General features: G+C 42.7%; 30 protein-coding genes. 10 read left to right on the forward strand and 20 right to left on the reverse strand.

What is annotated here, in order from left to right:
• Positions 1-189 precede the first annotated feature (189 nt).
• The 4 genes from IGJ17_RS13045 to IGJ17_RS13060 all read right to left on the reverse strand — a co-directional run bounded on the left by IGJ17_RS13045 (position 190) and on the right by IGJ17_RS13060 (position 3,997).
• A complete protein-coding gene (locus tag IGJ17_RS13045) occupies positions 190-1,956 on the reverse strand; it encodes a 1-deoxy-D-xylulose-5-phosphate synthase (protein ID WP_429961497.1) in 1,767 nt (588 codons plus the stop codon).
• Positions 1,957-2,364: 408 nt separating this feature from the next.
• Complete coding sequence (locus IGJ17_RS13050) at positions 2,365-2,532, reverse strand: hypothetical protein (RefSeq protein ID WP_005234163.1); 168 nt, start codon at positions 2,530-2,532, stop codon at positions 2,365-2,367.
• Positions 2,525-2,818 (reverse strand): zeta toxin family protein, encoded by a 294-nt coding sequence (locus IGJ17_RS13055; RefSeq protein ID WP_231472762.1) that lies wholly within the window; start codon positions 2,816-2,818, stop codon positions 2,525-2,527. The genes IGJ17_RS13050 and IGJ17_RS13055 overlap by 8 nt, the downstream gene beginning before the upstream one ends.
• A gap of 171 nt (positions 2,819-2,989) precedes the next feature.
• Complete coding sequence (locus IGJ17_RS13060) at positions 2,990-3,997, reverse strand: aldo/keto reductase (protein ID WP_429961498.1); 1,008 nt, start codon at positions 3,995-3,997, stop codon at positions 2,990-2,992.
• Positions 3,998-4,250: 253 nt separating this feature from the next.
• On the opposite strand from IGJ17_RS13060, the gene IGJ17_RS13065 reads away from it, so the two are divergent.
• Positions 4,251-4,697 (forward strand): MerR family transcriptional regulator, encoded by a 447-nt coding sequence (locus IGJ17_RS13065; RefSeq protein WP_016612709.1) that lies wholly within the window; start codon positions 4,251-4,253, stop codon positions 4,695-4,697.
• 140 nt (positions 4,698-4,837) lie between these two features.
• Here the strand turns inward: IGJ17_RS13065 and IGJ17_RS13070 are convergent, their stop codons facing one another.
• From IGJ17_RS13070 to IGJ17_RS13090, 5 genes are read right to left on the reverse strand one after another with little or no spacing between them, the layout of a single operon-like run.
• The gene (locus IGJ17_RS13070) at positions 4,838-5,911 is read right to left on the reverse strand and encodes an ABC transporter substrate-binding protein (protein ID WP_005234158.1); all 1,074 of its coding nucleotides are present in this window, start codon (positions 5,909-5,911) and stop codon (positions 4,838-4,840) included.
• Complete coding sequence (locus IGJ17_RS13075) at positions 5,908-6,744, reverse strand: ABC transporter permease (RefSeq protein WP_087664696.1); 837 nt, start codon at positions 6,742-6,744, stop codon at positions 5,908-5,910. Before IGJ17_RS13075 ends, IGJ17_RS13070 begins: the two co-directional genes overlap by 4 nt.
• Positions 6,741-7,550: an ABC transporter permease gene (locus IGJ17_RS13080; protein ID WP_005234157.1), complete on the reverse strand. Its 810-nt coding sequence runs from the start codon at positions 7,548-7,550 to the stop codon at positions 6,741-6,743. Before IGJ17_RS13080 ends, IGJ17_RS13075 begins: the two co-directional genes overlap by 4 nt.
• A gap of 12 nt (positions 7,551-7,562) precedes the next feature.
• Complete coding sequence (locus IGJ17_RS13085; RefSeq protein WP_005228533.1) at positions 7,563-8,651, reverse strand: ABC transporter ATP-binding protein; 1,089 nt, start codon at positions 8,649-8,651, stop codon at positions 7,563-7,565.
• Between the two features lie 16 nt (positions 8,652-8,667).
• Positions 8,668-9,210 carry a helix-turn-helix domain-containing protein gene (locus IGJ17_RS13090; protein WP_015510239.1) on the reverse strand — a complete coding sequence of 181 codons (543 nt, stop codon included), beginning with the start codon at positions 9,208-9,210 and terminating at the stop codon, positions 8,668-8,670.
• A 386-nt stretch (positions 9,211-9,596) separates the two neighbouring features.
• On the opposite strand from IGJ17_RS13090, the gene IGJ17_RS13095 reads away from it, so the two are divergent.
• Genes IGJ17_RS13095 through IGJ17_RS13110 form a run of 4 tightly spaced genes read left to right on the forward strand, consistent with a single transcriptional unit; the run spans position 9,597 to position 12,568 of the window.
• Positions 9,597-10,586 carry an acryloyl-CoA reductase gene (locus IGJ17_RS13095; RefSeq protein ID WP_429961499.1) on the forward strand — a complete coding sequence of 330 codons (990 nt, stop codon included), beginning with the start codon at positions 9,597-9,599 and terminating at the stop codon, positions 10,584-10,586.
• Positions 10,583-11,332 carry a phosphopantothenate--cysteine ligase gene (coaB, locus tag IGJ17_RS13100; protein ID WP_087664694.1) on the forward strand — a complete coding sequence of 250 codons (750 nt, stop codon included), beginning with the start codon at positions 10,583-10,585 and terminating at the stop codon, positions 11,330-11,332. The genes IGJ17_RS13095 and coaB overlap by 4 nt, the downstream gene beginning before the upstream one ends.
• A 31-nt stretch (positions 11,333-11,363) precedes the next feature.
• A complete protein-coding gene (gene coaC, locus IGJ17_RS13105; protein ID WP_008380717.1) occupies positions 11,364-11,921 on the forward strand; it encodes a phosphopantothenoylcysteine decarboxylase in 558 nt (185 codons plus the stop codon).
• A gap of 2 nt (positions 11,922-11,923) precedes the next feature.
• The gene (locus tag IGJ17_RS13110; RefSeq protein WP_005228527.1) at positions 11,924-12,568 is read left to right on the forward strand and encodes an ECF transporter S component; all 645 of its coding nucleotides are present in this window, start codon (positions 11,924-11,926) and stop codon (positions 12,566-12,568) included.
• Positions 12,569-12,633: 65 nt separating this feature from the next.
• Here IGJ17_RS13110 and IGJ17_RS13115 read toward each other — a convergent pair whose 3' ends face one another.
• From IGJ17_RS13115 to IGJ17_RS13130, 4 genes are all read right to left on the reverse strand, one after another.
• The gene (locus IGJ17_RS13115) at positions 12,634-13,851 is read right to left on the reverse strand and encodes a hypothetical protein (RefSeq protein WP_101699301.1); all 1,218 of its coding nucleotides are present in this window, start codon (positions 13,849-13,851) and stop codon (positions 12,634-12,636) included.
• Positions 13,852-13,967: 116 nt separating this feature from the next.
• Positions 13,968-14,852, reverse strand: coding sequence for a UDP-N-acetylmuramate dehydrogenase (gene murB, locus IGJ17_RS13120; RefSeq protein WP_429961632.1), 885 nt, complete (start codon positions 14,850-14,852; stop codon positions 13,968-13,970).
• A gap of 138 nt (positions 14,853-14,990) precedes the next feature.
• The gene (locus tag IGJ17_RS13125; RefSeq protein WP_005234146.1) at positions 14,991-15,341 is read right to left on the reverse strand and encodes a type II toxin-antitoxin system PemK/MazF family toxin; all 351 of its coding nucleotides are present in this window, start codon (positions 15,339-15,341) and stop codon (positions 14,991-14,993) included.
• Complete coding sequence (locus IGJ17_RS13130; protein ID WP_005234145.1) at positions 15,335-15,610, reverse strand: AbrB/MazE/SpoVT family DNA-binding domain-containing protein; 276 nt, start codon at positions 15,608-15,610, stop codon at positions 15,335-15,337. The genes IGJ17_RS13125 and IGJ17_RS13130 overlap by 7 nt, the downstream gene beginning before the upstream one ends.
• Before the next feature lie 214 nt (positions 15,611-15,824).
• Here IGJ17_RS13130 and IGJ17_RS13135 point away from each other — a divergent pair, with 214 nt between their 5' ends.
• Positions 15,825-16,577: an exodeoxyribonuclease III gene (locus tag IGJ17_RS13135; RefSeq protein ID WP_005234144.1), complete on the forward strand. Its 753-nt coding sequence runs from the start codon at positions 15,825-15,827 to the stop codon at positions 16,575-16,577.
• An 84-nt stretch (positions 16,578-16,661) separates the two neighbouring features.
• The gene (locus IGJ17_RS13140; RefSeq protein WP_010749886.1) at positions 16,662-17,195 is read left to right on the forward strand and encodes a 3'-5' exonuclease; all 534 of its coding nucleotides are present in this window, start codon (positions 16,662-16,664) and stop codon (positions 17,193-17,195) included.
• Positions 17,196-17,270: 75 nt separating this feature from the next.
• Here IGJ17_RS13140 and IGJ17_RS13145 read toward each other — a convergent pair whose 3' ends face one another.
• From IGJ17_RS13145 to IGJ17_RS13165, 5 genes are all read right to left on the reverse strand, one after another.
• Positions 17,271-17,786: a GNAT family N-acetyltransferase gene (locus IGJ17_RS13145; RefSeq protein WP_101699303.1), complete on the reverse strand. Its 516-nt coding sequence runs from the start codon at positions 17,784-17,786 to the stop codon at positions 17,271-17,273.
• Between the two features lie 16 nt (positions 17,787-17,802).
• Positions 17,803-18,327: a GNAT family N-acetyltransferase gene (locus tag IGJ17_RS13150; RefSeq protein ID WP_008380704.1), complete on the reverse strand. Its 525-nt coding sequence runs from the start codon at positions 18,325-18,327 to the stop codon at positions 17,803-17,805.
• Positions 18,320-18,793 carry a tRNA (adenosine(37)-N6)-threonylcarbamoyltransferase complex ATPase subunit type 1 TsaE gene (gene tsaE, locus IGJ17_RS13155; RefSeq protein WP_101699304.1) on the reverse strand — a complete coding sequence of 158 codons (474 nt, stop codon included), beginning with the start codon at positions 18,791-18,793 and terminating at the stop codon, positions 18,320-18,322. The genes IGJ17_RS13150 and tsaE overlap by 8 nt, the downstream gene beginning before the upstream one ends.
• A 215-nt stretch (positions 18,794-19,008) precedes the next feature.
• On the reverse strand, positions 19,009-19,992 hold the full coding sequence (gene pta, locus IGJ17_RS13160; protein WP_008380699.1) for a phosphate acetyltransferase: 984 nt from the start codon (positions 19,990-19,992) through the stop codon (positions 19,009-19,011).
• 141 nt (positions 19,993-20,133) lie between these two features.
• Positions 20,134-20,823 carry a uracil-DNA glycosylase gene (locus IGJ17_RS13165; protein WP_005234138.1) on the reverse strand — a complete coding sequence of 230 codons (690 nt, stop codon included), beginning with the start codon at positions 20,821-20,823 and terminating at the stop codon, positions 20,134-20,136.
• Between the two features lie 132 nt (positions 20,824-20,955).
• On the opposite strand from IGJ17_RS13165, the gene IGJ17_RS13170 reads away from it, so the two are divergent.
• Together IGJ17_RS13170 and IGJ17_RS13175 are read left to right on the forward strand one after the other, a co-directional pair.
• Positions 20,956-21,825 carry a Cof-type HAD-IIB family hydrolase gene (locus IGJ17_RS13170; protein WP_005234136.1) on the forward strand — a complete coding sequence of 290 codons (870 nt, stop codon included), beginning with the start codon at positions 20,956-20,958 and terminating at the stop codon, positions 21,823-21,825.
• 39 nt (positions 21,826-21,864) lie between these two features.
• Positions 21,865-22,386 (forward strand): LURP-one-related/scramblase family protein, encoded by a 522-nt coding sequence (locus tag IGJ17_RS13175; RefSeq protein ID WP_005228514.1) that lies wholly within the window; start codon positions 21,865-21,867, stop codon positions 22,384-22,386.
• A gap of 4 nt (positions 22,387-22,390) precedes the next feature.
• On the opposite strand, the gene IGJ17_RS13180 is transcribed toward IGJ17_RS13175, so the two are convergent.
• Positions 22,391-22,957: a GNAT family N-acetyltransferase gene (locus IGJ17_RS13180; RefSeq protein ID WP_005234129.1), complete on the reverse strand. Its 567-nt coding sequence runs from the start codon at positions 22,955-22,957 to the stop codon at positions 22,391-22,393.
• A 93-nt stretch (positions 22,958-23,050) separates the two neighbouring features.
• The gene (gloA2, locus tag IGJ17_RS13185; protein ID WP_005234127.1) at positions 23,051-23,428 is read right to left on the reverse strand and encodes an SMU1112c/YaeR family gloxylase I-like metalloprotein; all 378 of its coding nucleotides are present in this window, start codon (positions 23,426-23,428) and stop codon (positions 23,051-23,053) included.
• 135 nt (positions 23,429-23,563) lie between these two features.
• Between gloA2 and nrdI the strand changes: the two genes are divergently transcribed.
• Entirely contained in the window at positions 23,564-24,013 is a 450-nt protein-coding gene (gene nrdI, locus IGJ17_RS13190; protein WP_005228511.1) for a class Ib ribonucleoside-diphosphate reductase assembly flavoprotein NrdI, read from the forward strand.
• The last annotated feature ends 2 nt before the right edge of the window (positions 24,014-24,015 follow it).

Consider the following 24,015-nt stretch of genomic DNA (forward strand, 5'->3'; position numbering starts at 1 on the left):
ACCTCGTTGACCAATGCTTAACGCGCTTGGGCTTTATGCTTGAAAAGCATTGGTCTTCTGTATTTTGCTAGGTTTCTATGGCGATTGCTGGAACTCATTTATGTTTGTCTAAAAAAAGGAAACCTTGCAGTATGTTTTCTGCTAGGTTTCCTTCTTTTCATAAATCGACTGTAATTACTCAAAAACGCCTTAGTGAATTGATTGCTGTAACTGTTCCATAACGTCTTTCGTAATTGCCTCAGCAGTGATACCAAGTTCAGATAAAACGTCTGCTGCCCGGTAATTATCATAAAATTTCTTTTCTAAGCCATAGTTTTTGACGGCAATCTCACGATCACCAAGATAGCTGGCAATCATTTGTCCATAGCCGCCCTCTCGTATGCCGTCTTCCAACGTGACAACGAGTTTGTGCGATCGTGCCACAGCATCCAGCAACTCTTTGTCGACCTCTGAAATAAACTTAGGATTGATCACCGTTGGCGTAATTCCATGTTGCATTTTCAATTGTTCTGCGATCTCTTCCGCTAGCGCATAAAAGTTTCCGACACCGACGATGGCTACCTGCGTGCCAGCTTGAGTCACTTCATTTTTTTGATCACTGTAGTCAGTAGAGACTGTCACTGCCATTTCGTTGACAGGTCCAACCGGTACCCGGATCGCAACTGGTGCGTTGGTTTGTTCCAGCGACCAATCCAACATTGCCAGATATTCTTCTTTAGAGGTTGGCGCAAGATAAATAAGGTTGGGAATATGTGCCAAAAATGGAATATCAAAAATTCCCAAATGGCTCTCGTCATTCATGCCGTGAATCGATGCACCATATACCAGAATCGTTCCAGGCAGATGATTTAAGGCCAAATCATGGGAAATTTGATCAAAACTACGTTGCATAAAGGTAGAAAAAACGGCCCAGACAGGTTTTGCTCCATTTTTTGCTAACCCAGCAACCATCGATACCGCATGTTCTTCTGCAATACCTACATCTACAAATTGTTTGCCTGCTTTTTCTCTTTGTTCCGGAGAAAAAAGCAGCATCGGTGTACCAGCGTTTACTGCCACGACTTTAGGATCTGACGCCATTTTTTCTAATAAATAATCCGTCGTTAAGCTATTGTACGTTACTTGATTGCCGCCAGTAGAAATATATTCGCCGGTTTCTAAATGAAAGGGACCGCCTGCATGAAACTTTTCACGATTTTCTTCCGCAAACTTGAAGCCTTTGCCTTTGATCGTATGAATGTGTAATAAAACAGGATGATCAACATCTTTCACTTTTTCAAATAAAGCAATCAATGCAGCGAGGTCATTTCCTTCATCCAAATAGTGGTACTCAAAACCAATCGCTTTGAACAGATTGTCTGCTGCTTGCCCCTTTGTTTCCCGCAATACTCGCAAATTCTGATACATCCCCCCATGGTTTTCTGCGATCGATTGGTCATTGTCGTTGAGGACCACGATGGTATTGGTGCCTAATTCCACGATATTGTTCAAGCCTTCAAACGCTAACCCGCCTGATAGAGAACCATCACCAATCACGGCAACGACGTTATACGTTTCATTTTTTAGGTCACGGGCTTTCGCCACACCATTTGCCAACGAAACTGACGTGGAGGTATGACCGACCGTAAAGAGATCGTGCTCGCTTTCTTTCGGATTCGTGTAACCAGAAACCGCATCATACTGCGCAGCATCAAGAAAGGCATGGGCGCGTCCCGTCAACATTTTATGGATATAGGTCTGATGGGACACATCAAAAATCAGCTTATCTGTGGGGGAATCAAAGACTTTATGCAACGCAATCGTCATCTCAACCATCCCCAGATTGGGGCCATTGTGCCCCCCATGGTGACTGATTTTTTCCAATAAAGCAGTTCGTGCTTCTACTACCAGTTCTTGAAGTTGCCCACTGGTCAATTCTTTTAACGCTTTGGGGCTTTTGATTTTTTCTAATAACATGTACGTACCTCCTGTAAAAATATTCGAATGATTCGTGCGTTTACTCACAAGGAAAAAGACACGAAATCGAAATGAGTGGATCGTTCTCTAGAATGAAAAACGTGGCCATCGGAGCTAGACGCTCTTTTTAGAATTCCTGTCAAACCTAGAAATAGCAAGTTATCCTAAAGGGAAATCGTGATTTTTTGAGTTTCAACAATCGCTGCTCATTTCTTCTATCTAAAAAGATACCACCTAGAGTTCACTTTAGGTCAAGCACTTTTTGTGAATTTATTCTATTTTGATCCTATCTTTACTGCATGCCCGCCATAATGATACAAAAAAAAGATAAGAAGCGCTTGCTTCTTATCTCGGATTTTACTTGTTCAATGGTCATTCTTAAGAAACCTAAATTTTTTCATTGACCACTTATTCTTCTTTCTCTAAGCCAACAAGCACTCGCTGTTTACGGTTCGATTCTTCTGCAACAAAGTTTAAAACTGTTTTCAATTCGCTAGGCGTTGCCTTTTTCTGTAAGATCGAGAAGTTTCGATGATATTTTATCATGATTGTTTCTACTTTTTCTTTCTCAGTCATTGAGCTTCTCCTCCAATTCTTCCTTTGTGTATGTTAATGGCAAAGCGAACGATACATTGTCAACTGCCATCAACGTATGAGAATGGCGATTTTGAAAATCTTTTATAAAAATATTAACGGTCACATTTTCTTTATACAATTCCTTCATTTTAATCAAGTTATATCTTGATTGAAAAAAAGCATTTATAAAATGTTCTTTAGGAACAAAGCGTCCTTCTATTTTTTCACGTTGCTTCGTATAATTCCAAGCAATAAAAGGATCTTGATAGATATAATAGATAAGCACATCATAATTCTTTTTTAAGCATCGCGCAATATTTTGATCAGCTTTTTTAGTGGGTGAAACAAGAATCATTTATTGCGAGAAGTAAGATGGCAAAAATTTCTGTTAATGAACTATACGCAAAAAAACAGACTACATTTGTCATGCAGTCTGCTTTTCCAACTTTTTCTTAATTTAGTGTTTGTCCCACTGTTTTCCGAAAGATTGTTGTTGTGATTCGATATGTCCTCGATGGCCATATACAGGTATTTGATTCAATTGGTTTTCAATTACTTGAAACTCGGTATCTGTAAGCTGTACATCCCAAGCAGCTAGATTTTCCAAAATCCTGCCTCGATTTTTTGATCCAGGAATCGGCACTGCATTCGGGTACTTGTGAAGCATCCACGCCAATGAAATTTGGGCATTTGTCGCCTGCTTTGCTTGAGCGACTTCTGCTAGCATATTTAAAATCGGTTGATTGGCTACGAGGTTTTCTTTAGCCAGCTGAGGGACGAATTTGCGAACATCATCCCCTTCAAAGGATGTATCTGGTGTGACTTTTCCAGATAAAAACCCACTAGCGATTGGTGAAAAAGGAACGACGGCGATCTCGTTCTCAAGACAATAGGGGAAAATCTCTCGCTCACAATCACGCTCAACCATTGAATAGAGATTTTGCACAGCACCAACGGGGGTAATCCCATGTGCTTTAGCAAGTGTCTCCACGGAAACTTGTGAGAGTCCCCATTCTCTGATCATACCTTCTTTGATCAATCGTCCCATCACATCAGCTATTTCTTCTAAAGAAAGCTGTTCATTGATTCGATGAAGATAATAGAGATCAACATAATCGGTGCGCAATTTTTCCATTGAAGCAATCAAATGGTTACGGATGGCTGTGTAAAGAGTTGTGCTTTCATTCACTTCTTTTTCGTCGAGATGATACTTGGTGGCAAGAACAACTTTGTTTCGAAAAGGCGACAGTGCTTTACCCACCAACTCCTCATTATGTCCAGAATAAAACATTTCTTTTCCATAAGCTTCTGCTGTATCAAAAAATGTACAGCCAAATTCGTAAGCTTTGCGAATAGATGCAATACTCTCTTTTTCTTCTGGCACCTTTCCATATCCGTGAGAAAACCCCATACACCCCATTCCGATTGGCGAAACTGCTAAACTTCTGATTTTTCTATTCTTCATATTACAATTCCCTCCTTCATCGATACCTTATGCACTCGTTAAGCTAGCTAAACTTTAGCATCTTCGAGTCACTCGAAGTCAAGGAGTTTCTAACAATCATTTTTCTTCCACCTTTTGTCTTTTTGAGGCTCTCAAATAGGAAGCTACTTTTCTCCACAAAATTATCTGTGCTATAATACGCGATATAAAAAGAAAATGATCTACAACAGTTTTTACTAATACGTTCAAACGACTTGCTTGACTTCAGCAAATTATGAAAGGCGTGACCAACATTTACTCTATCAAAGAAGCAGCCACGATCACTGAATTGTCTGAACACACGATTCGCTATTATACCGATATGGGTTTGGTTCCTAGTTTGATCAGGGACAAAAACAACAGACGGGTTTTTAATCAGACTTCCATCAATTGGTTAACTGGTATCAAGAATTTGCGCGAAACAGGCATGTCTTTAGAAGCCATTAAGCATTATATTTCGCTTTGCCTCCTTGGCGATTCGACGATCAAAGAAAGAGCCGACATCATTCAATCGCAAAAAGAAAAAGCGCTCGTTAAACTTACAGAAGCGCAAAAACGAGTCGCTTATTTAGAAAAGAAAAGCAATACCTATCAAGAGCTCATCAACCAGAAAACAGCTTCTAACGATCCATTGAATCCGGCAACTTGGGAGGAGGAAGCAGTATTGCGGAATAGAACTTGAATGAAGATATTTTACCAATGATTTGGATCAATAGACACTTAATTTTTTGATGATTATATTCGTATAGTGCTGAAATAGACTATTCATTACTAAAAAACTGCCATTAAACAGGATTCATTCCCTGCTTAATGGCAGTTTGCTTATTTCCGATACATCTTCAATTCCAAGAACAAATCATTATAGATGCCAAGATACTCAGCACCTAAGTTTTCATAGACTTCGAGGTGTTCCATCAATTCATCGGATGGGTAGAATTGTTCGTCTTCGGTGATCTCGTCTGGCAGTAAGGCCATGGCTTCTTGGTTAGGTGTGGAATAGCCGATGTATTCTGCGTTTTGTGCAGCATTCTCGGGTTCTAGCATAAAGTTCAAGAAGGCGTAAGCACCGGCTTCGTTTTGTGAGGTCTTAGGAATGACCATATTATCAAACCACAGGTTGGAGCCTTCCGAAGGGATCACATAATGAATGTGTTCGTTTTCGTACATCATGTCGGCTGCTTCCCCAGAAAATGTGACCGCAACCGATGCTTCTTCATTGGCCATGTACATCTTGATTTCATCTGCGACGATGGCTTTGATGTTTGGGGTCATGGTCCGCAGCTTATTGAATGCCTCTTGCAGCTGATCATCGTCTTTGCTGTTTAGAGAATAGCCTAAGCTGTCCAAACCTAATCCCATTACTTCACGCGCGCCATCGATCAGCATGATGCTGTTTGCTAATTCGGGTTTCCAAAGATCGTCCCATTGGGTGATCTCACCTTCATCAAAGAATTTATCGTTATAGACGATCCCCAGTGTTCCCCAGAAATAAGGGATCGAATATTGATTGCCCGGATCAAAACTCAGGTCTAAAAAGCGAGGGTCGATATTGTCTAGCCCTTTGATTTTGCTGTGATCCAATGGTTTTAAAAGATTTTGTTCCATCATTTTCTCAATCATGTATTCACTCGGTATGGCGATGTCATAGGACGTACCGCCTTGTTGGATCTTCGTGAACATCGCTTCATTTGAGTCAAAGGTTTCATAATTGACTTTGTAGCCAGTCTCTTCTTCAAACTTACTGATCAAATCAGGGTCGATGTAGTCGCCCCAGTTGTAGATGTTGACGACCTCAGCACCTGCCATACCAGAGGTGCGTTCCAATTCACGGACACCAAAGAGCAAGATCAGGACGATCGCAACAATACCGATAATCAGAGATTGTAGTCGTTTCATCGCAGATTTGCCACCTCCACACGGCGGTTTTTACGTAATTTCTTCGAGCCGTTTTCTTTACTGATAAAGTAATAGCCTACCACCAGAATCATGGAGAATAAGAAGACAAGTGTGCTTAATGCATTGATTTCTAAACTGATTCCTTGACGTGCTCTAGAATAGATCTCTACTGATAAGGTACTAAAGCCATTGCCCGTCACAAAGAATGTCACGGCAAAATCATCAAGTGAATAAGTAAAGGCCATGAAATAGCCGGCGATGATGCCCGGTGTCAAGAAAGGCAAAATGATATTTTTGATGACTTGAAAATTATTCGCGCCTAAATCACGGGCAGCATCGATCATTGAATCGTTCATCTCTTGCAATTTCGGCAAGACCATCAATACCACGATCGGGATACTAAAGGCGATATGCGAAAGCAACACGCTGAAAAAGCCTAAGCTAAACCCACGGAACAAGTTGCCGATCATCGTAAAGAAAATCAAGAAACTGGCGCCAATGATGACATCTGGTGAAACCAGCAAAATATTATTCAAACTCAACAAGGCCGTTCTCGTTCGGCGCTTGCGGGTATAGTAGATGCCCATCGCACCAAATGTGCCAATGATCGTTGCCAGTAATGCTGATAAAAATGCCAGCATAAAGGTGTTCAACACGATGATCATCAAGCGGGTATCTTGAAAGACGGATTGGTAATGTTCAAAAGTGAAACCCGTAAAAGCATTCATGGTGCCTCCTTCATTGAAGGAATAGAAAATCAAATAAAAGATCGGCACGTACAAAAGAATAAAGACGACGATCAGATAAAGATTCGACCAGCGAAATTTTTTCATTTACGTTGCCCTCCTTTTTTCTTTTCTCCCGTAAACAACATCACGAGGAACATGGCGATGATCAAAATGACGCCGATGGTCGAACCCATGCCCCAATTTTGGGTAACGAGAAAGTGCTGCTCGATCGCCGTACCAAGCGTGATCACGCGATTGCCCCCAATCAAACGGGTCAACATGAAGAGGGAGAGCGATGGAATGAAGACGGCTTGGACGCCGCTTTTTACCCCGTTTAACGAAAGAGGGAAAATCACTCGTCGGAAAGTATCATAGCTGTTTGCCCCTAGATCGCGACTGGCACTGATCAAAGAGGGATTCATTTCTTCTAAGGCATTAAAAATCGGCATGATCATAAAGGGCAGTTCGATATAGACGGCAACCGTCAAAAAGCTGAAGTCAGTAAACAAAATCTGCTTTGGTCCAACCCCCATGATTTCTAGGAAGTTGTTGACACTGCCATGAATGCCGAAAATCCCAATAAACGCATAGGCTTTTAACAATAAGTTGACCCACGTTGGTAAGATGATCAACAGCAGCCACAAATCTTTGTGGCGCAGCTTAGTTAAGAAATACGCTGTCGGGTAGCTGATCACTAAGGTAATCAAGGTGATCAAAAAGGCATACCAAACCGAGTTTAAGGTCATGATCAAATATTTTCCCGAACCTAAGTAGCTTTGATAATTGACCAGCGAAAAGTTGCCGTTCATATCAAAAAAAGATTGGTAGATGATCAATAAGACTGGTGCAATAACAAATAGCAATAACCAAAAGACATAGGGTATCGCATAAAAACGACGCATTTTCGTCATTAGCTTTCCCTCCTAATCTTCGTAGCTCTCTAAACGAGCATCAAAATCTTCTTCGGACTCATTGAAACGCATGACGTGGATGTCTTCTGGTTCAAAGGAAAGACCGATCTTGCTTCCTTCAGTGGCTTTTCTTGTAGAGTGAACCATCCACTCGTTGCCTTGTTCGTCGTAACAAATGATCTCGTAATGCACGCCTCGGAACAATTGCGTGTCTACTTCAACGACCAGCTTGCCTTTTTCCGCCGTCGTCAAATTCAAATCTTCTGGACGGATCACGATCTCAACGGCTTCATTCGGCCGCATCCCGCCATCGACACATTCAAATTGCTTGCCGACAAATTCCACTAAGTTGTCTTCGATCATCGTACCTGTGACGATGTTGCTTTCACCGACAAAATCCGCCACAAAATGGTTGATTGGTTCATCGTAGATATCCACCGGTGTGCCGCTTTGGACGATCTTCCCTTTGTTCATAACGAAAATCTCATCACTCATCGCCAACGCTTCTTCTTGGTCATGGGTGACAAAAATAAAGGTGATGCCTAGTCGCTGCTGCAATTCCCGCAGTTCGTATTGCATGTCAGTTCGCAATTTCAAATCCAATGCGGACAATGGTTCATCAAGAAGCAATACTTTGGGTTCATTGACGATCGCTCGTGCGATTGCGACCCGTTGGCGTTGTCCTCCAGACATTTCGCTGATTTCACGATTCTCATAACCAGGAAGCTGCACTAGCCGCAACGCTTCTAAGACTTTTTTATTCACTTCATCTTTTGGTAATTTTTTGATTCGCAGACCAAATGCCACATTTTCAAAAACGTTCATATGTGGGAATAAGGCGTAATCTTGAAAGACAGTATTCACTTGCCGTTGATTGGCAGGAACGTCATTGATTCTTTGTCCATCAAAATAAACGTCGCCTTCTGTTGCGTCCGAAAAACCCGCAATGATGCGTAAGATGGTTGTTTTTCCACAACCTGAAGGACCTAACAATGTATAAAAGCGACCTTCTTCAATATCAAAACTCACTTTTTTCAAAACTGTTTCATCATCATCAAATCGCTTCACCACATTGTTGAATGAAATTATTGTTTTTCCCACACTCTTTCCTCCTGTACTATAAATAAGAATCTGTCACGACTACAAGCACACGGCTTTTTTTGCCCGCAATATTTTTTAATTGATGCGGCTCAGTCGCCTGATAATAAATCGATTGGCCTTTACGAGCCTTGTACTGCGTTTCTCCTAGTGTCAAGGCCACACTGCCCTCTAAGACATAGATAAATGTTTCTGCTAACGATGGTTCAAAGGTCTTGTATTCGCCCGCTTTATCAAAGGTCAGCAAGACTGGCTCCATTTCTTTTTCATTGGAATCGGGAATCAGCCACTTCAATTCATAGCCATTTTCTTCATCATAATAAAGCGTGCTGTCTTCTTCGCGATAAACCACTTGATGCTGCGCATTTTCTTCTCGGAAAAATTCCTCTGGTGTCACGCCTAAAACTTCTAAGATCGTAAAAAAAGTTTCCATAGAAGGCGAACTCAAATCACGCTCCAACTGTGAGATATAGCCTTTCGTCAAATCGGTCCGCTCGCCTAATTCTTCTTGGGTCAAATTCTTTTGAACGCGCAAATTGCGCAGCTTCTCGCCAATCTCCATGTTCATTCCCCCTTTGATTGACACAACTTCAAATAAAAAAGTTTGCTATAAGTAAACTTCATGTTTAATTTCACTTTTTCTAGTATACAAATAATTGCAAAAAACACAAGCCTTTTTTCTTCATTTTTTTGAAATCTTTTCTCTCTGATCAAAAAAAGGAGTGACGCTAAACGCTTGTATTATAAAGGAAAGGAGTGGCGGTCCCGTCATTTTCGCTTTTCAAAGGTTTAAAAGAACAACTTCTATTTTAACGAAGAAAAGGTAGATTTAATAATGATCTGTTTTTGCTGATTTTTTGATAAGAAGACCTACCTTTTCTTGCTTCGCTGGTTAAAAAAATAAAACTTATGGTATTATGAGTACAAACCATCAAAGGAGTGTCTGAAATGACGAATTTCTCTACCTTTCGTGTCATGAATGAACCAAATTTTACTGCTTCACTCACAACTGCAACCCTTGACGAGCTGCCAGCAGGCGATGTGCTTGTCCGTGTTGATTACTCAGATGTCAATTACAAAGATGCCTTGGCAGCAAAAGAAAATGGCGGCGTGATCCGCACGTATCCGATGACGCCGGGAATCGATTTAGCAGGGGAAGTCGTGGACAGTCAGTCTGCTGATTTTGCCCCAGGCGACCAAGTCTTAGTGACAGGTTATGGCTTAGGGGTTTCTCACCCAGGCGGTTACAGTCAATTTCAACGGGTCCCAGCCGAGTGGCTCGTGAAACGTTCTGCTGGTTTTTCAGCAAAAGACAGTATGACCTATGGCACGGCTGGGTTCACAGCAGCTTTAGCGGTGCAAGAATTAGAACAGCTGCACTTAGCAAAAGACGCTGCTATTTTGGTGACAGGTGCTAGCGGTGGCGTCGGCAGTGTCAGCATTGCTTTATTGAAAAAACTGGGCTATACAAATATAGTGGCGCTATCTCGGAAAACCGATGCGCAATGGTTGTTGGACCTAGGCGCAGCGAAAATCGTCCGTCCGGATGAAGTGGTACCCGAAAAGGGCAAACCATTAGCAAAACAATCGTTTGCAGCGGTCATCGATACTGTTGGCGGTCCATTGCTTGCGGCAGTGCTTCCGCAAATCGCTTATGGGGGCGGTGCCTTCTTATGCGGCAATGCTGGTGGGATCAAAATCGAAACGACTGTCTTACCCTTTATTTTGCGTGGGATTCGCGTAATTGGGATCGATTCGGTCAATGTTTCCCATGAGATCCGCTCGGCATTATGGGAGAAATTAGCGGGTGAGTGGAATGTGATCGATCAGCTTTACACGAAAGCCATCACTTTGGAAGACTTGCCAGAAACATTGGCAGCTTTATTAGCTGGTACGCACCAAGGACGGACGATCGTTGAGGTGTCACAAGCGCAATGAGAATTTTGATTACGGCTGGCGGTACTTCCGAAAAAATCGATGATGTCCGTGCAATCACGAATCATTCCACGGGCTCACTTGGTCAAGCCATTGCCAAGGAATGGCTGCAATACCCTGAGGTGGCCATCGATTACGTTACGACGAAAACTGCCAAACAACCGCCGACCGATCCACGCGTTACCTGTCATTTCATTGAAGGGACCACGGACTTATTGACGCAGTTGACCGATTTATTGACGACCCATTCGTATGCTGCTGTGATCCACAGTATGGCAGTCAGTGATTTCACCCCTGCTGCTCATTTTTCAGAAGCAGCGTTTTATGAAGCAATCAACGATGCCCTACCAGCTTATGACAACCAGGTCACTCCGGCATTGATGGCACACGTGCTCTCACAATCTGAATCAACGGCAGGCAAAGTTTCTTCCAATACTGATCATTTGTTTTTAGTGTTGAAGAAAACCCCGAAAGTGATCCAAACCATCAAAGCATTACAGCCGACAACCTTATTAGTCGGATTCAAATTATTAGTAGACGTAGCGGAAGCCGAGTTGTTTGCGGTCGCACGAAAAAGTCTGCTGGCTAGCCAAGCGGATTATGTGTTGGCCAACGACTTGACGCAAATTTCTGGAAACCAGCATGTCGGACACCTTTTGACACAAGAAGGACAAATCGGGACTGGCCGCACAAAAGCTGAGATCGCAACCTTGATCGTTGACACATTACGCAATGACCTGCGTGCTTAGCTAGATGTTTTTTAGAAAAGGAGAAAGAAACATGAAACAAAAACACGTTCTGCTTGGCGTCAGCGGCAGTATCTCTGCATACAAAGCAGCCGACCTAACCAATGAATTAACCAAAAAGGGCTATGCAGTGGATGTCTTAATGACTCAAAATAGCACACAATTTATTACGCCTTTGACTCTACAGTCATTATCCAAACGCCCGATCCATGTGGATGTTATGCAAGAGCGCCAACCAGATCGGATCAATCATATTGAACTAGCCAAACAAGCCGATCTTTTCTTGCTCGCCCCAGCCAGTGCTAACAGTATTGGCAAGCTGGCGCATGGGTTAGCCGATGATTTGATCTCAACAGTTGCCTTAGCGTTGCCGTTATCCGTGCCCCGCTTGATTGCACCAGCCATGAATACCGTCATGTACGAAAACCCGATTGTTCAAAGAAATTTGGGGATTTTGAAAGAAGTCGGCTTCCAAGAGATTGAACCCCGTGAAGCGTTACTGGCTTGCGGTGATTTCGGCAGAGGCGCATTAGCAGCAACAGAAACGATTCTCGAAAAAGCATTGACTGCTTTGGAAGTACGGAGTGTCTAACAATGAAAAAAATATCAACTTTTGAACTTGTCTTAACAGCTTTCTTTTTAGGAATCTTGATTCTTTTAGCATCGGTACCCTTTCTTGGATTTATTCCCTTAGGACCAATCAATGCGACAACGATGCACATTCCTGTCATCATTGCTTCCATTGTATTGGGCCCTCGGATCGGCGGCTTTTTAGGCGGTGCCTTTGGGATCATCAGTATGGTACGTTCGACGTGGATCATCACCCCGCTTTCTTTTGTCTTCTCTCCTTTCGTACCGATTTATGGGAGTGATCAAGGAAGTTGGAAAGCGATCCTCGTAGCGCTGATTCCCCGTATTTTGATTGGTGTCGTTCCTTATTTTGTTTATAAAGGCTGTCAAAAAATCTGGAAAAACAAACAGCAAAGTCTTTCGCTACTGATTGCTGGTGTTGCCGGAGGTTTGACGAATACGATCCTGGTAATGAACTTAATCTACTTCTTGTTCCAGCAAGAATATGCGGAGGTTGTGGGAAAAGCCGGCAATGCTGTTTACGCAGCGATTTTGGGTGTGATCTTCGCCCAAGGCGTGCCTGAAGCCATTGTAGCGGGAATCGCCACGATGGCAGTTGGAACCGTTCTTTTGCGCTTAGTCATGAACCGCAAAAAAAATCGAATCTAAAAAATAGCGACCGCCTAAAGTTAGCTTTTTGGCTAACTTAGGCGGTCGCTTCCCTTTTGAGTGACTCATAAACTTTGTGTCATCTGGAGTGCTTCGACAAGCTCTTGATACTGCTCTTGGGTCAAATACTCTTCATAAAATGTCAGATAATCATCGATATCTGCTTGGGTCAAATAAGGCAGCTCTTGCTTGATTTGCAGTAGCAGTTCCTCGAACTCCTCATCCGTCAGCATATAAGAAGACCAATCATCGGCTTCATCATAGCTATCCCAGTACTCATCATCATAATCATTCTCATACCCATCGTCATAGCTGTCATCCCAGCCATAATCATAGGGAGAAAACAATTCTTCTGGGTCAATCAATTCTTCCGCTGTGGGGATCGCAACGGCAGTATCACTTTTCTTTCCTGTAAAAGTCACCGTAGCTCCGATAGTCGTTTGCAGCTCATCCGCTTGCACGAAGTGAAAAGCCATTTTCTGCTGATTTGTTTTCGTATTGACGGTCATAGCTAAGTCAAACTGCTCGACTTCTTCCAGCATCGTTTCTAATTCGGCGACTTGCTTTTGATCGGCACCGTGTTCTTGGGCATAGGTTGCATAATCTGCCAATTCTTCTTTGGTAAACGTATGGCTGATCGTATCTCCATCTCTTTTGAAAGCATCCGGTTCGAAGGTTTTCAAATAGTCTGCAAACGTCTCATTATGAAAAAGACTGTTCATGGTAAAGAGGTTTTCAGGCGCTTTTTCTGCTTCGGTTGTCTCCTCGTCGTCCTCTGCAAAAGTTCCTTCAAAGTAAGAATCTAAGGTTTCTTGATCGATGCGCAGGTACTTGCCCTCATATTCCCCAGCGTCTGGTGTTGTTCCATAACTGTCATCACCAAATGCGCTGATATACCCTTGCAGTGTTTCATAGATTTCAGCTGACACATACGCTTCTTGTTTTTCAGGATCGACGATCAGCTTGATCGGCAGCTCCTGCCCCCCATAAGCGACTGCCAGATTGAGTAAAATCGCTTTGGTTTCCTTGTCTTGGACGAAGTCCCCTTTAAATGACGAGCCGACTAACTGTGACATCAACATAGAGGCATACCTATCGGCTTCTTGACCGTATTCGCTGCTGTTGCCTATCTCAAAGGTATCGATCGTCGCTTGGAATTCACCAGCATTCGTTGCTTGCTGATTCGTCAACTGTTCGGCAAACTGTTCTTGCGGTAATTTCGTACAGCCACCGAAAAGAAAGGCGAACCCAACAAACAAAATGATGCGTCCCCACTTTTTCATCCTGCTCACTCCTTTTCGTTTATTGTACCGAAGACTGCGAAAGCTTACAATCCTAAGCTCTTTTTATTAGCTCTCATGAAAAAAAGATTGCCCCGCGGGACAATCTTTTCGCTAATCTATTCTTCGCCGATGATTCGGACTTCTGTTTCTAAGGTGACATCAAAAGTTTCTTTGATGACTTGTTGGATATGAGCGATCAGTTCAACGTAATCCGTGGCTGTCGCTTGATCGACATTCACGATAAAGCCCGCATGTTTTTCCGAAATTTGGGCACCGCCCCATTTCAATCCTTGTAAGCCTGCATCTTGGATCAGCTTGCCGGTAAAATGACCGACTGGGCGTTTGAAGACACTCCCACAAGAGGGGTATTCTAGCGGTTGCTTCAATTGCCGCAATTCTGTCAGTTCATCCATTCGCTTTTTGATTTGCTCTTGATCGCCTTTTGCTAGATCAAAGCGACTGCTCAAAATGATCATCTTTTGCTCTTGCAACTTGCTATGACGATAAGCAAATTCCATTTCTTCATTGGTATATGTCACGATTTGACCATCAGCCAGCAAAACGTCGCAGGACGCAAAGACATCTTGGATCTCGCCATCATAGGCGCCTGCATTCATAAAGACGGCACCGCCGACACTGCCGGGAATCCCGCAGGCAAATTCAAAACCAGTCAAGGATTCATGCAAAGCGACATAGGTCGTATCGATCAACTTTGCTCCAGCATCGACGATCAAAGAAGTGCCGTCTACAACGATTTGGTTCATTTCCGACAGCATGATCACCACGCCACGAATACCACCATCACGGACGATCAAGTTGCTGGCGTTTCCTAAGACGATCCAAGGAATCGCTTGTTCTCGGCAATAATCAAGCAGCTGTTTAGCCTCTTCTGCTGTTTTGGGAAAAGCCAAAATGTCTGCCGGTCCACCAGTTTTTGTATACGTATAGTTCAATAAGGGTTCATCTTTTAATAAGGCAATTTCAGGGAATTGCGCAATCATCAAGTCTTTATTCACGAGAAGGTTTCCTTTCACAATAAACATCTCACTTATTTTAGCATGTTCAAGGAAAAGTTGCTACCTCTGGTGAATCAAAGAAAAGCTTAATAATCGAATGACCTGATTAATAAAGAGTAAACTTCAAAAAAAGTGTTTTGTTATTTCAGATAATCGTTCTTTCATCTCCGTAGTGACTTTATCGACTACTTCTAAGTTGCTGCGATGCAAGAGGTCCACACTGCGAATATGCTGACAAAGAATCGTCCCTTGAACTTTACTCTTTTGTGTTTCGGTAACTGTTTGAAACGCATTCGATCGAGCGAATTTTTCTTCTACATATTTTTTTGAGCTACTGATTGGCATCACTAAGACGGTATTGAAACTCTTGTTATAATAATCATTACTAACCACCACACACAGTCTTTTTTTTGCCATTTCATTTCCTTTGGTGGGATTTAAGTCAATAAAAAGAATATCTCCTTGTCTTACCATTCAATATTCTCCTCACCTAAATCTTCTCCAAAAAACATCTCACCTGTATCAAATTTCCCCGTTTCTTCTACGATCGCTAATTCTTGTTTCCAAAAATCTTCAAAGGAAGGTGCTGCTTTTTCGCCTGTTACCTTGATCTCGCCTTCTGGAGTAAATTCAAAAATTACTCGCTGATTCTCTTTTAAGCCTAACTTTTGCCGCACACTTTTTGGAATAGTTATTTGATTTTTCGAAGTCATTTTCGCTGAAACTTGCGCTTTGATCGTCATGTGAACTGCCCCCTTTTCAAAATGATTGTAACATAGAACGTAAGGAAAAGTAAGGATTTATTAATCCTTTTTCGTACCACAAACGAATTTTCTCTAGCATCCAAATTTAATCCTCATTCTTCCTCCTTGTTTTCCTTATTCCGCTCACTTGCTTTGCGCTTCTGGCTTTTTTAGGTAAAATGGGAGGCGTAGTGGAAAATAAGGAGGAGTCTTAATGAAATTTATTTCTTGGAATGTGAATGGTTTACGGGCCATCGTTAAAAAAAATTTTTCTGAAGTGTTTGAAGCCCTCGATGCTGATTTCTTTTGTTTACAAGAAACAAAGCTGCAAGAAGGTCAGATCGAATTGGATTTACCAGGCTATCATCAATACTGGAATTATGCGGAGAAGAAAGGCTATTCTGGCACGGCGATTTTCGCAAAAGAACCTGCACTATCCGTCCGTTATGGATTAGGAATCGAAGAACATGATACGGAAGGTCGCGTCATCACGCTGGAGTATCCTGAATTTTTCTTGATTACTTGCTACACACCGAATTCCCAAAATGAATTGCGCCGCTTGGATTATCGCATGACTTGGGAAGATGCCTTTTTGGCTTACTTGACTGAATTGAAACAACAAAAGCCAGTGATTCTCTGTGGTGATTTGAATGTTGCCCATAAAAATATCGATATCAAAAACTGGAAAACCAATCAAAAAAGTGCTGGGTTTACACCTGAAGAACGGGAAAAGTTTTCAACTCTTTTGGCTGCTGGCTTTACCGATACGTTCCGTTATTTCTATCCAGATGCAGAAGGCATTTATTCTTGGTGGAGCTACCGTTTCAACGCTCGCAAAAACAATGCCGGCTGGCGCATCGATTACTTTGTCGTTTCGGATGACTTAAATGAGCGCTTGCTAGACGCCAAGATCCATACAGATATCATCGGCAGTGACCATTGTCCGGTGGAACTGGATCTCAACTAACCGTAGGAAAACTTCAGTTTTTCTTAACGTTTGTTCGCTTTTCATTCTTTGATTTTGTGCTAGAATGGCAATGAGGTGAGTCTGATGAATTTTATCGCAATGGACTTTGAAACAGCAAATTATCAAAAGCATAGTGCCTGTTCCCTTGCACTAGTCATGGTACAAGACAGCAAAATCGTGGGCGAATATTACACATTGATCCAACCGGAAACGGAATTTTTTTGGAAAAACATTCAAATTCATGGCATCCGTCCAGAAGATGTGCAAGAAGCGCCTAAGTTTCCTGACGTATGGAAACAAATCCAACAATATTATCAATTAAACAGTCTGATCGTTGCGCATAATGCTGGTTTTGATACCGGCGTTTTGGCGGGGTGTCTTGACTATTATGGGTTGTCACAACCAAACTATCTTTCCTTGTGCACGGTACGAACAAGCCGCAAACTGTATCCAGAATTTACGAACCACAAATTAAATACGGTTTGTGAGCAATTGCAGATTCCTTTACTAAACCACCATGATGCCTTGGAAGATAGCCGGGCATGTGCCCAAATCTTATTGCGTCAAGAAGAAGAATTTGGCATCGATCCATTAAAAAAATTGGTTTTAGTCAAATAAATAAGAACGTGCGTCCTAAAGTCTAGCGCAATGCTGACTTTAGGACGCACGTTTTCATTTAAGGAAGCATTCATTTCAGGTCAGGTCGATCCAATAATGACAGATTACAGCGCCATCTTCAGGATCAATGGCTTTTTCTGTCAATTTACCTCCGTTGTTTTCAATGACTTTGGCGGAGGCGCGATTGGCTTCTTCACAGGTTACTAACACGTTGTTCAAGCCAAATTGTTTGGCCTTTACCAATGACTGTGCCAGCATTGCCGAGCCGATGCCTTGCTTTCGATGGTCTGGGTGCACCGAATACCCGATGTGTCCGCCAATTTGGCGCAAATACGCATTAAGTGTCAGACGCAGATTCAAGAGACCGACCACTTTTTGATCTTGGATAGCCAGATAGGTACGGGCGGGGACGAATCCTTCTGGTACCGTTTCTGCTGTTTTAAAATCCGCCAATCCCTCTAGCCAGTCTTTGGCTGTCGGACTTTCTACAAGTCCTGCCCCACCGTGGATGACTTCTTGATTCTTCTCAAACGCTTGCCGATACGCTTCGATTTGATCGCAGTCTGCGATCGTCGGTTCCCGAAACTCCATTTCCTTCACTCCTTTTTTATGATTCAAAAAGACGTGCCATCATCAAGACGTCAACTTTTTGCCCCTCGCGGGTTTGCACTGCTTCTTTCATGCAGCCTTCTGTTAAAAAACCAAATTTTTGATACAGATGGATCGCTCGTAGATTTCTCGCTTGGACGGTCAACTCGATGCGGGTCAATTCGCCAACTTCTACTACCCAGTCCAGTAATTCTTCAATCAGGAGCGAACCTAAACCCAAGCCCCAATAGTCTTTTAAAATCGAGATACCGATCTCCCCGACATGGGCTAATTGCCACTCTTCGTTGCCTTTGACTGATGCCATGGCGATCAATTGTTCTTGATCAAATGCCAACAACAGCAAATAGTCCTCCCGTTCATAGATAGCATCCAACTGTTCTGCCAATAGGGCTTCTGGCAACGCCAAGCCGCTTTCGTCCATTAAGAGAAAATCCGTTTCTTCTCCTAGCTGTTGACTGACTGCTAACACGGCTTTCGCATCAGCACCCGTGGCTTCTTTGATCTGTAATTGGATCTCACTCATGGGCTGCCTGCCATTTGGTTGTGATCCGTTGCAAAAAGGCGGTTGCTTTGGAGCCATATGCATGACATTTCACAAGACGTTTTTGTTCATCTGTATCATCTTTTTCCAAAATCAGTTCTAAATAATCCTCTGGCAGGGAGGCTTCTAAGAGGTTGCCCCACTCGATCACACACAAGCCATCTCCTTCGAAATAATCATCCAGTCCTAAATCTTCTGCACCGTATTCCACCCGATAGACATCCATATGGTACAGGGGTAGCCGCCCATTGGTATATTCACGAATGATCGTATAGGTCGGACTTTTGATCAGTTGCTCGATCCCTAACCCCAAGGCGATGCCTTTCGTCAATGTTGTTTTGCCAGCACCCAAGTCGCCCGTCAATACCAGATTATCCCCTGGCTCGGCTACTTCTCCAATGATTTTTGCAAATGCTGCGGTTGCTTCTAAGTCGTTAATGGTAAACATAGTCCCCATCCTTTGATCAATCTAATTTACTAGTTGCTAGTATAGCTTGTTTTTCAAGGAATTGTAAAGAAGGAGCTTAAGGAAAATTTCCCGACGACCACTGGATCGTTGATTCATACGGACGCCCCCTGCTTTGCTGCCCTCAACTTTCCAAAAGCAAAACAAAAAACTGACCCTCAAGGGATCAGTTTTTCATAAGTGCAGCGATTGGCTGCTTATTTTTCCATTAATGTTTGTGCCGCAGTAATGATTGATAATTTGTAGACATCTTCTTCATTTGAACCACGGGACAAATCAGAGATTGGTTTGTTCAACCCTTGTAAGATTGGTCCAATCGCTTCAAAGTTACCGAAACGTTGGGCGATCTTGTAGCCAATGTTTCCTGATTGTAAATCGGGGAAAACAAAGACGGTTGCTTTACCTGCTACTTCAGATTCAGGAGCTTTCAATTGCGCGACTGCTGAGATATACGCAGCATCGAATTGCAATTCTCCATCGATTTGATATTCTGGTGCCAATTCTTTGGCGATTTTTGTTGCTTCAACGACTTTATCTACTTCCGGTGCTTTCGCAGAACCTTTCGTTGAGAAGCTTAACATAGCAACTTTTGGATCAATTTCAAATAATTCAGCGGTTTTCGCTGAGTCAACAGCGATTTCTGCTAGTTCTTGTGCATTTGGGTTTACATTAATGGCACAGTCTGAGAACAAGTATTTTTCTTGGTCACGACCACGAACCATTAAGAAAGCACCACTTGTACGGCTCACACCTGGTTTTGTTTTGATGATTTGTAAAGCGGGTCTTACTGTATCACCCGTAGAATGGATCGCTCCGGAAACCATTCCTTCAGTAATGCCCATGTAAGTCAACATTGTACCGAAATAGTTGACATCTTTTAAGATTTCTTCTGCTTGTTCTTTCGTTGCTTTGCCGTTGCGGCGTTCCACAAAAGCTTCAACCATTTCATCCCAACGATCATAATTTTCAGGATCTAAAATTTCAAAGTTTGATACGTTGATTCCGCGAGCTTCTGCTGCTTTTTCGATTTCAACCGGGTTACCGATCAAAACGGGTTCAATCAATTCTTCTGAACGTAGACGGCTAGCAGCACCTAAGATACGAGGATCTGTTGCTTCTGGAAAAACGATTTTGATATGACGACGCACGATTTTAAATTTTAAACTTTCGAATAATTCCACGGGTAAAGACCTCCAGTTTTTTTATACCCTTCCATTGTACAATAACTGCGAAAAAAAGAACAGATAAAAATCCTGTATTAGTCGATTATTTTAAATATCGTTACCTTTTTCACAAAATCATCAGTTCTAAATAACACAGTTTTACAACTGTGTTATTTTTTCCGGTAACGCCCAAGAAATCGGTTCTTCCCCTAATGCCAGCAACGCTTGATTGATCTTAGAAAAAGGCTTTGAACCAAAGAATCCTCGATGTGCCGACAACGGACTTGGATGAGGCGCTGTTATAATAATATGTTTGCTGGTATCTAGTAAAGCGGCTTTCTTTTGAGCGGGTTTGCCCCAAAGCACAAAAATGACCGGTTTTTCTCGTTGATTCAATTTTTCGATAATCGTATCTGTCAGCTGCTCCCAGCCATGCCCGTGATGTGAATAGGCTTGTCCCTCACGTACCGTCAATACGGTATTCAACAATAAGACCCCTTGCTGCGCCCATGGCACAAGATAGCCATGGGACACAGGTGCAATCCCTAAGTCATCGGCTAATTCCTTGTAAATATTGCGTAAGGAAGGCGGTATTTTGACCCCCGGCTGCACGGAAAACGACAGTCCGTGGGCTTGGTGAGGGCCATGATAAGGATCTTGACCTAAGATGACAACTTTTACGTCATGGTATGGTGTCAGTTTAAGTGCTTCATAAATATGGTCCATCGCTGGATGGATCTTTTGCTGGGCATATTCTTGTTTCAAGAAAGCCCGTAGTTGTTGGTAATAGGGTTGCTCAAATGATTCCTGCAATTGCTCTTGCCAATCATTGTCCAATAGTCGTTTCATGGCGAATCTCCTTTGTTTTCTTCTAGGATAACAAATCCCGCCCATTAGAAACAAGAATTACTCTTCGAAAGAAAAAAAATCCGTGATTTATGGTACACTATTTGTAGAAACGATTAAGAAAGGACGCTGACAATGATCAAATTAATTGCTTCTGATATGGATGGTACGCTTTTAAATGCCAGTATGCAGATTTCAGAAGAAAATATCCAAGCAATCAAATATGCCCAATCCAAAGGAATCGAATTTATGGTCGCAACTGGCCGTAACCGTAAAGAGGCATTGCCACCGCTGCAAGAAGCCGGGATCGACTGTGCAATGATCACCTTGAATGGGGCCCAAGTCTATGACGAAACGGGTAATTCATTATTTACTGTGCCGATCAGCCATGAACAAACTCGTTCGTTGATCGACCTACTAAAAGAAAACGACATCTATTTTGAGATCTCAACGAGCAATGGGATCTATTCGGAAAGTCAGACACGTCGGATCGAAAATTTTGCGATCCATACGGCAGAAGCAATGCCCCATTTAACCCATAAGATGGCGATTGCTATGACAGCTGCCCGTTTAGAATTTTTACCGATCAATTATGTCGATGATTTCAGTGAGTTGTTTTCGATCGAAGAATTAGAATTTTTGAAAGTGATCTGCTTCCACCAAGACGGTGCCCGGGTATTGGGTCCTATCACGAAAATCATCGATGGGTACGGCGATCTAGTGGTGACTTCTTCTGGACAAAACAATATTGAGATCAACCACCGAAACGCGCAAAAAGGAATCGCAGTGGCACATGTCGCCAAAGATCGGATGATCTCACTGGCGGAAGTGATGACGATCGGTGACAACTTAAATGATGTAAGTATGCTGCAACTGGCAGGCGTTAGTTTTGCAATGGGAAATGGCGAGTTAGAGGTAAAAGAAGTCGCGAAGTATTTGACGGACACCAATATTGAGGCTGGTGTCGGCAAAGCAATCGTTCGGGCAATTGATGAAAATCTTTAAACCACGCAGCTTTTTGGGGATACATGAGGAGGCGTAAGTATGTCAGAATTTTTCATCCAAGATAGGCAACTTAGCAGAGTCACACGAACCATTGTCAAAGATGAAACAGGCAAATCACTATTTTTGATGGTGGGACGTTGGGGAACCAAGGGCGATGCCCTCTCCCTTTACCGTTTAAATGGGCAAATGGTCGCTAGTATCAAACAAATCAGCTTTACTTTTGGTACACGCTTTGAGATCTACAAAGACTTTGAGAAAGTCGGTACACTGCAAAAAATCTTTAACTGGCCAGGTGATTTCTACTATATCCAGCAGCTTCACTGGGCGGTCCACGGCGATATCTATAATCATCGCTATGGGATCCATCATTTCAATAAAAAGATTATGGAGATGGACAAAGCGACCTTGTTGACGGGGGATTATTATGTACTGGATGTTGTCGATGACCGGGATGCGCCGGTCTGCATCTGTATTGCGGCCGTCATGGATTACTGGCTGTACAATCGGCACCGCAAAAAAGACCATCCTCTTGAGCTTCGACTAACAAATGGAACCAGCTGAAAAATCAGCTGGTTCTTTTTTGCATATGGTCGTAAAGATGGCCACTGATCTCTCTTTGGGCCACGACTTCAAATCCGTGCTTTTCATAGAGCCGCTTCGCATGGGGATTTGCTCGGTCAACACTCAAGCCGATCACCTCATAACCATCTCTAGAAGCAATTTTCGGCAATGCTTCTAACAAGGCTGAGCCGACGCCTTTGCCCCGAAATTTCTCAGCCACACAGATGGTATCTAAGTACCATTCATTTGGTAAAGTCTCTTCATCGATAAACAGCTTCATGTCTTTACTCAAACCGTACTGTTCCAGCACTTTATCTAGAGGCTGATCGATCGTCGCCTCTTCTTTGTCTGGATATCCAAAGGCGACGCCAGCAACTTCTCCGTCGATCTCATTGACTAGCGCACGGCGAAAGCCGTAACGATAATCGGGTTCTAGCATGGCATCTGCCAAGATCTCTAAGGTCTTGGCTTCTCCGATCTCTTTGACAAACGGCAATTCCATGTCCTTTAAAATGACTAAAACGAGTTCAGCCATGACAAAACGATCTTCTTCTTTTGCAAATCTTATCACGTTTTTTCCTCCTTGCTTCTATACATAGAATAACAATTCTCTCAAGAAAAACCAAGTTGAATCGACAAAGGATCAACACAAAGTCTTCCTTGTTTATTCATGTAATTCCAACGGCAAGCCGTCTGGATCTTGGAAAAAGGTCATCTTCTTATTGGTGAAGGTATCAAAACGAATCGGTTCGCACACAATCCCTTTAGTGGCTAACTCCGCTACGACTGCTTCAATATTTTCCACCGCAAAGGCCAAATGTCGCAAGCCGGCTGCTTCGGGAAAACTTGGTCTTGCTGGTGGGTTTTCCACCACAAACAGTTCTATTTCTGATTCCCCAAAGCGCAAGTCGATTTTTACATCTTTCTTTTCTGGACGCGCATGTTCACGAATCACTTCAAAGCCTAATTTTTCTACATAAAACTCTTTGGTCTGTTGGTAATTACTAGCGATGATCGCCACATGATGCATTTTTGAAAACATTATTGCCACTCCTTTGTATTGGACTCCTCTCTCAGTTTAAAGCCTTTGGCTGCATTTTACTAGAAAAGACTGCCGAAGTTCTCCTCTTTTCATAAATGGTTTCTGTTATACTAGAAAGCGGAAGGTGATAAAAAAATGAAACTACTTTATATTTCAATCTCTGGAAATACCCGTGCATTCGTCAACCGCTTGTTGGCCTATGCAGATCAGCAAGACACACCGAGCACTTGGGAAGCCAAAGAAATTCATGACAATAGTGTCTTTGAACAAGAAGACGAACCTTATGTGGTTTTTGTCCCTACCTATTTAGAAGGTGGAAACGGCGTCGATAACGGCGATCAGGAGATCCTTACAGAAACCATGCGGGAATACATTGACTATGAAAACAACGCCGCTCTTTGCTTAGGCGTGATCGGCAGCGGCAACAAAAACTTTAATTATCAATATTGCTTGACCGCAAAGCAATATGCGGAACAATTTTCGATTCCGTTCTTAGCGGATTTCGAGCTGCGAGGCACGACCCAAGATATTGAACGGATCTATGCTTGTTTAAAAGAAATCGATCCTGCCCACAGCAACACTTAGCT

Origin of the sequence: Enterococcus sp. DIV1096b (assembly GCF_050498765.1) — a bacterium.
GTDB lineage: Bacteria > Bacillota > Bacilli > Lactobacillales > Enterococcaceae > Enterococcus_D > Enterococcus_D entomosocium.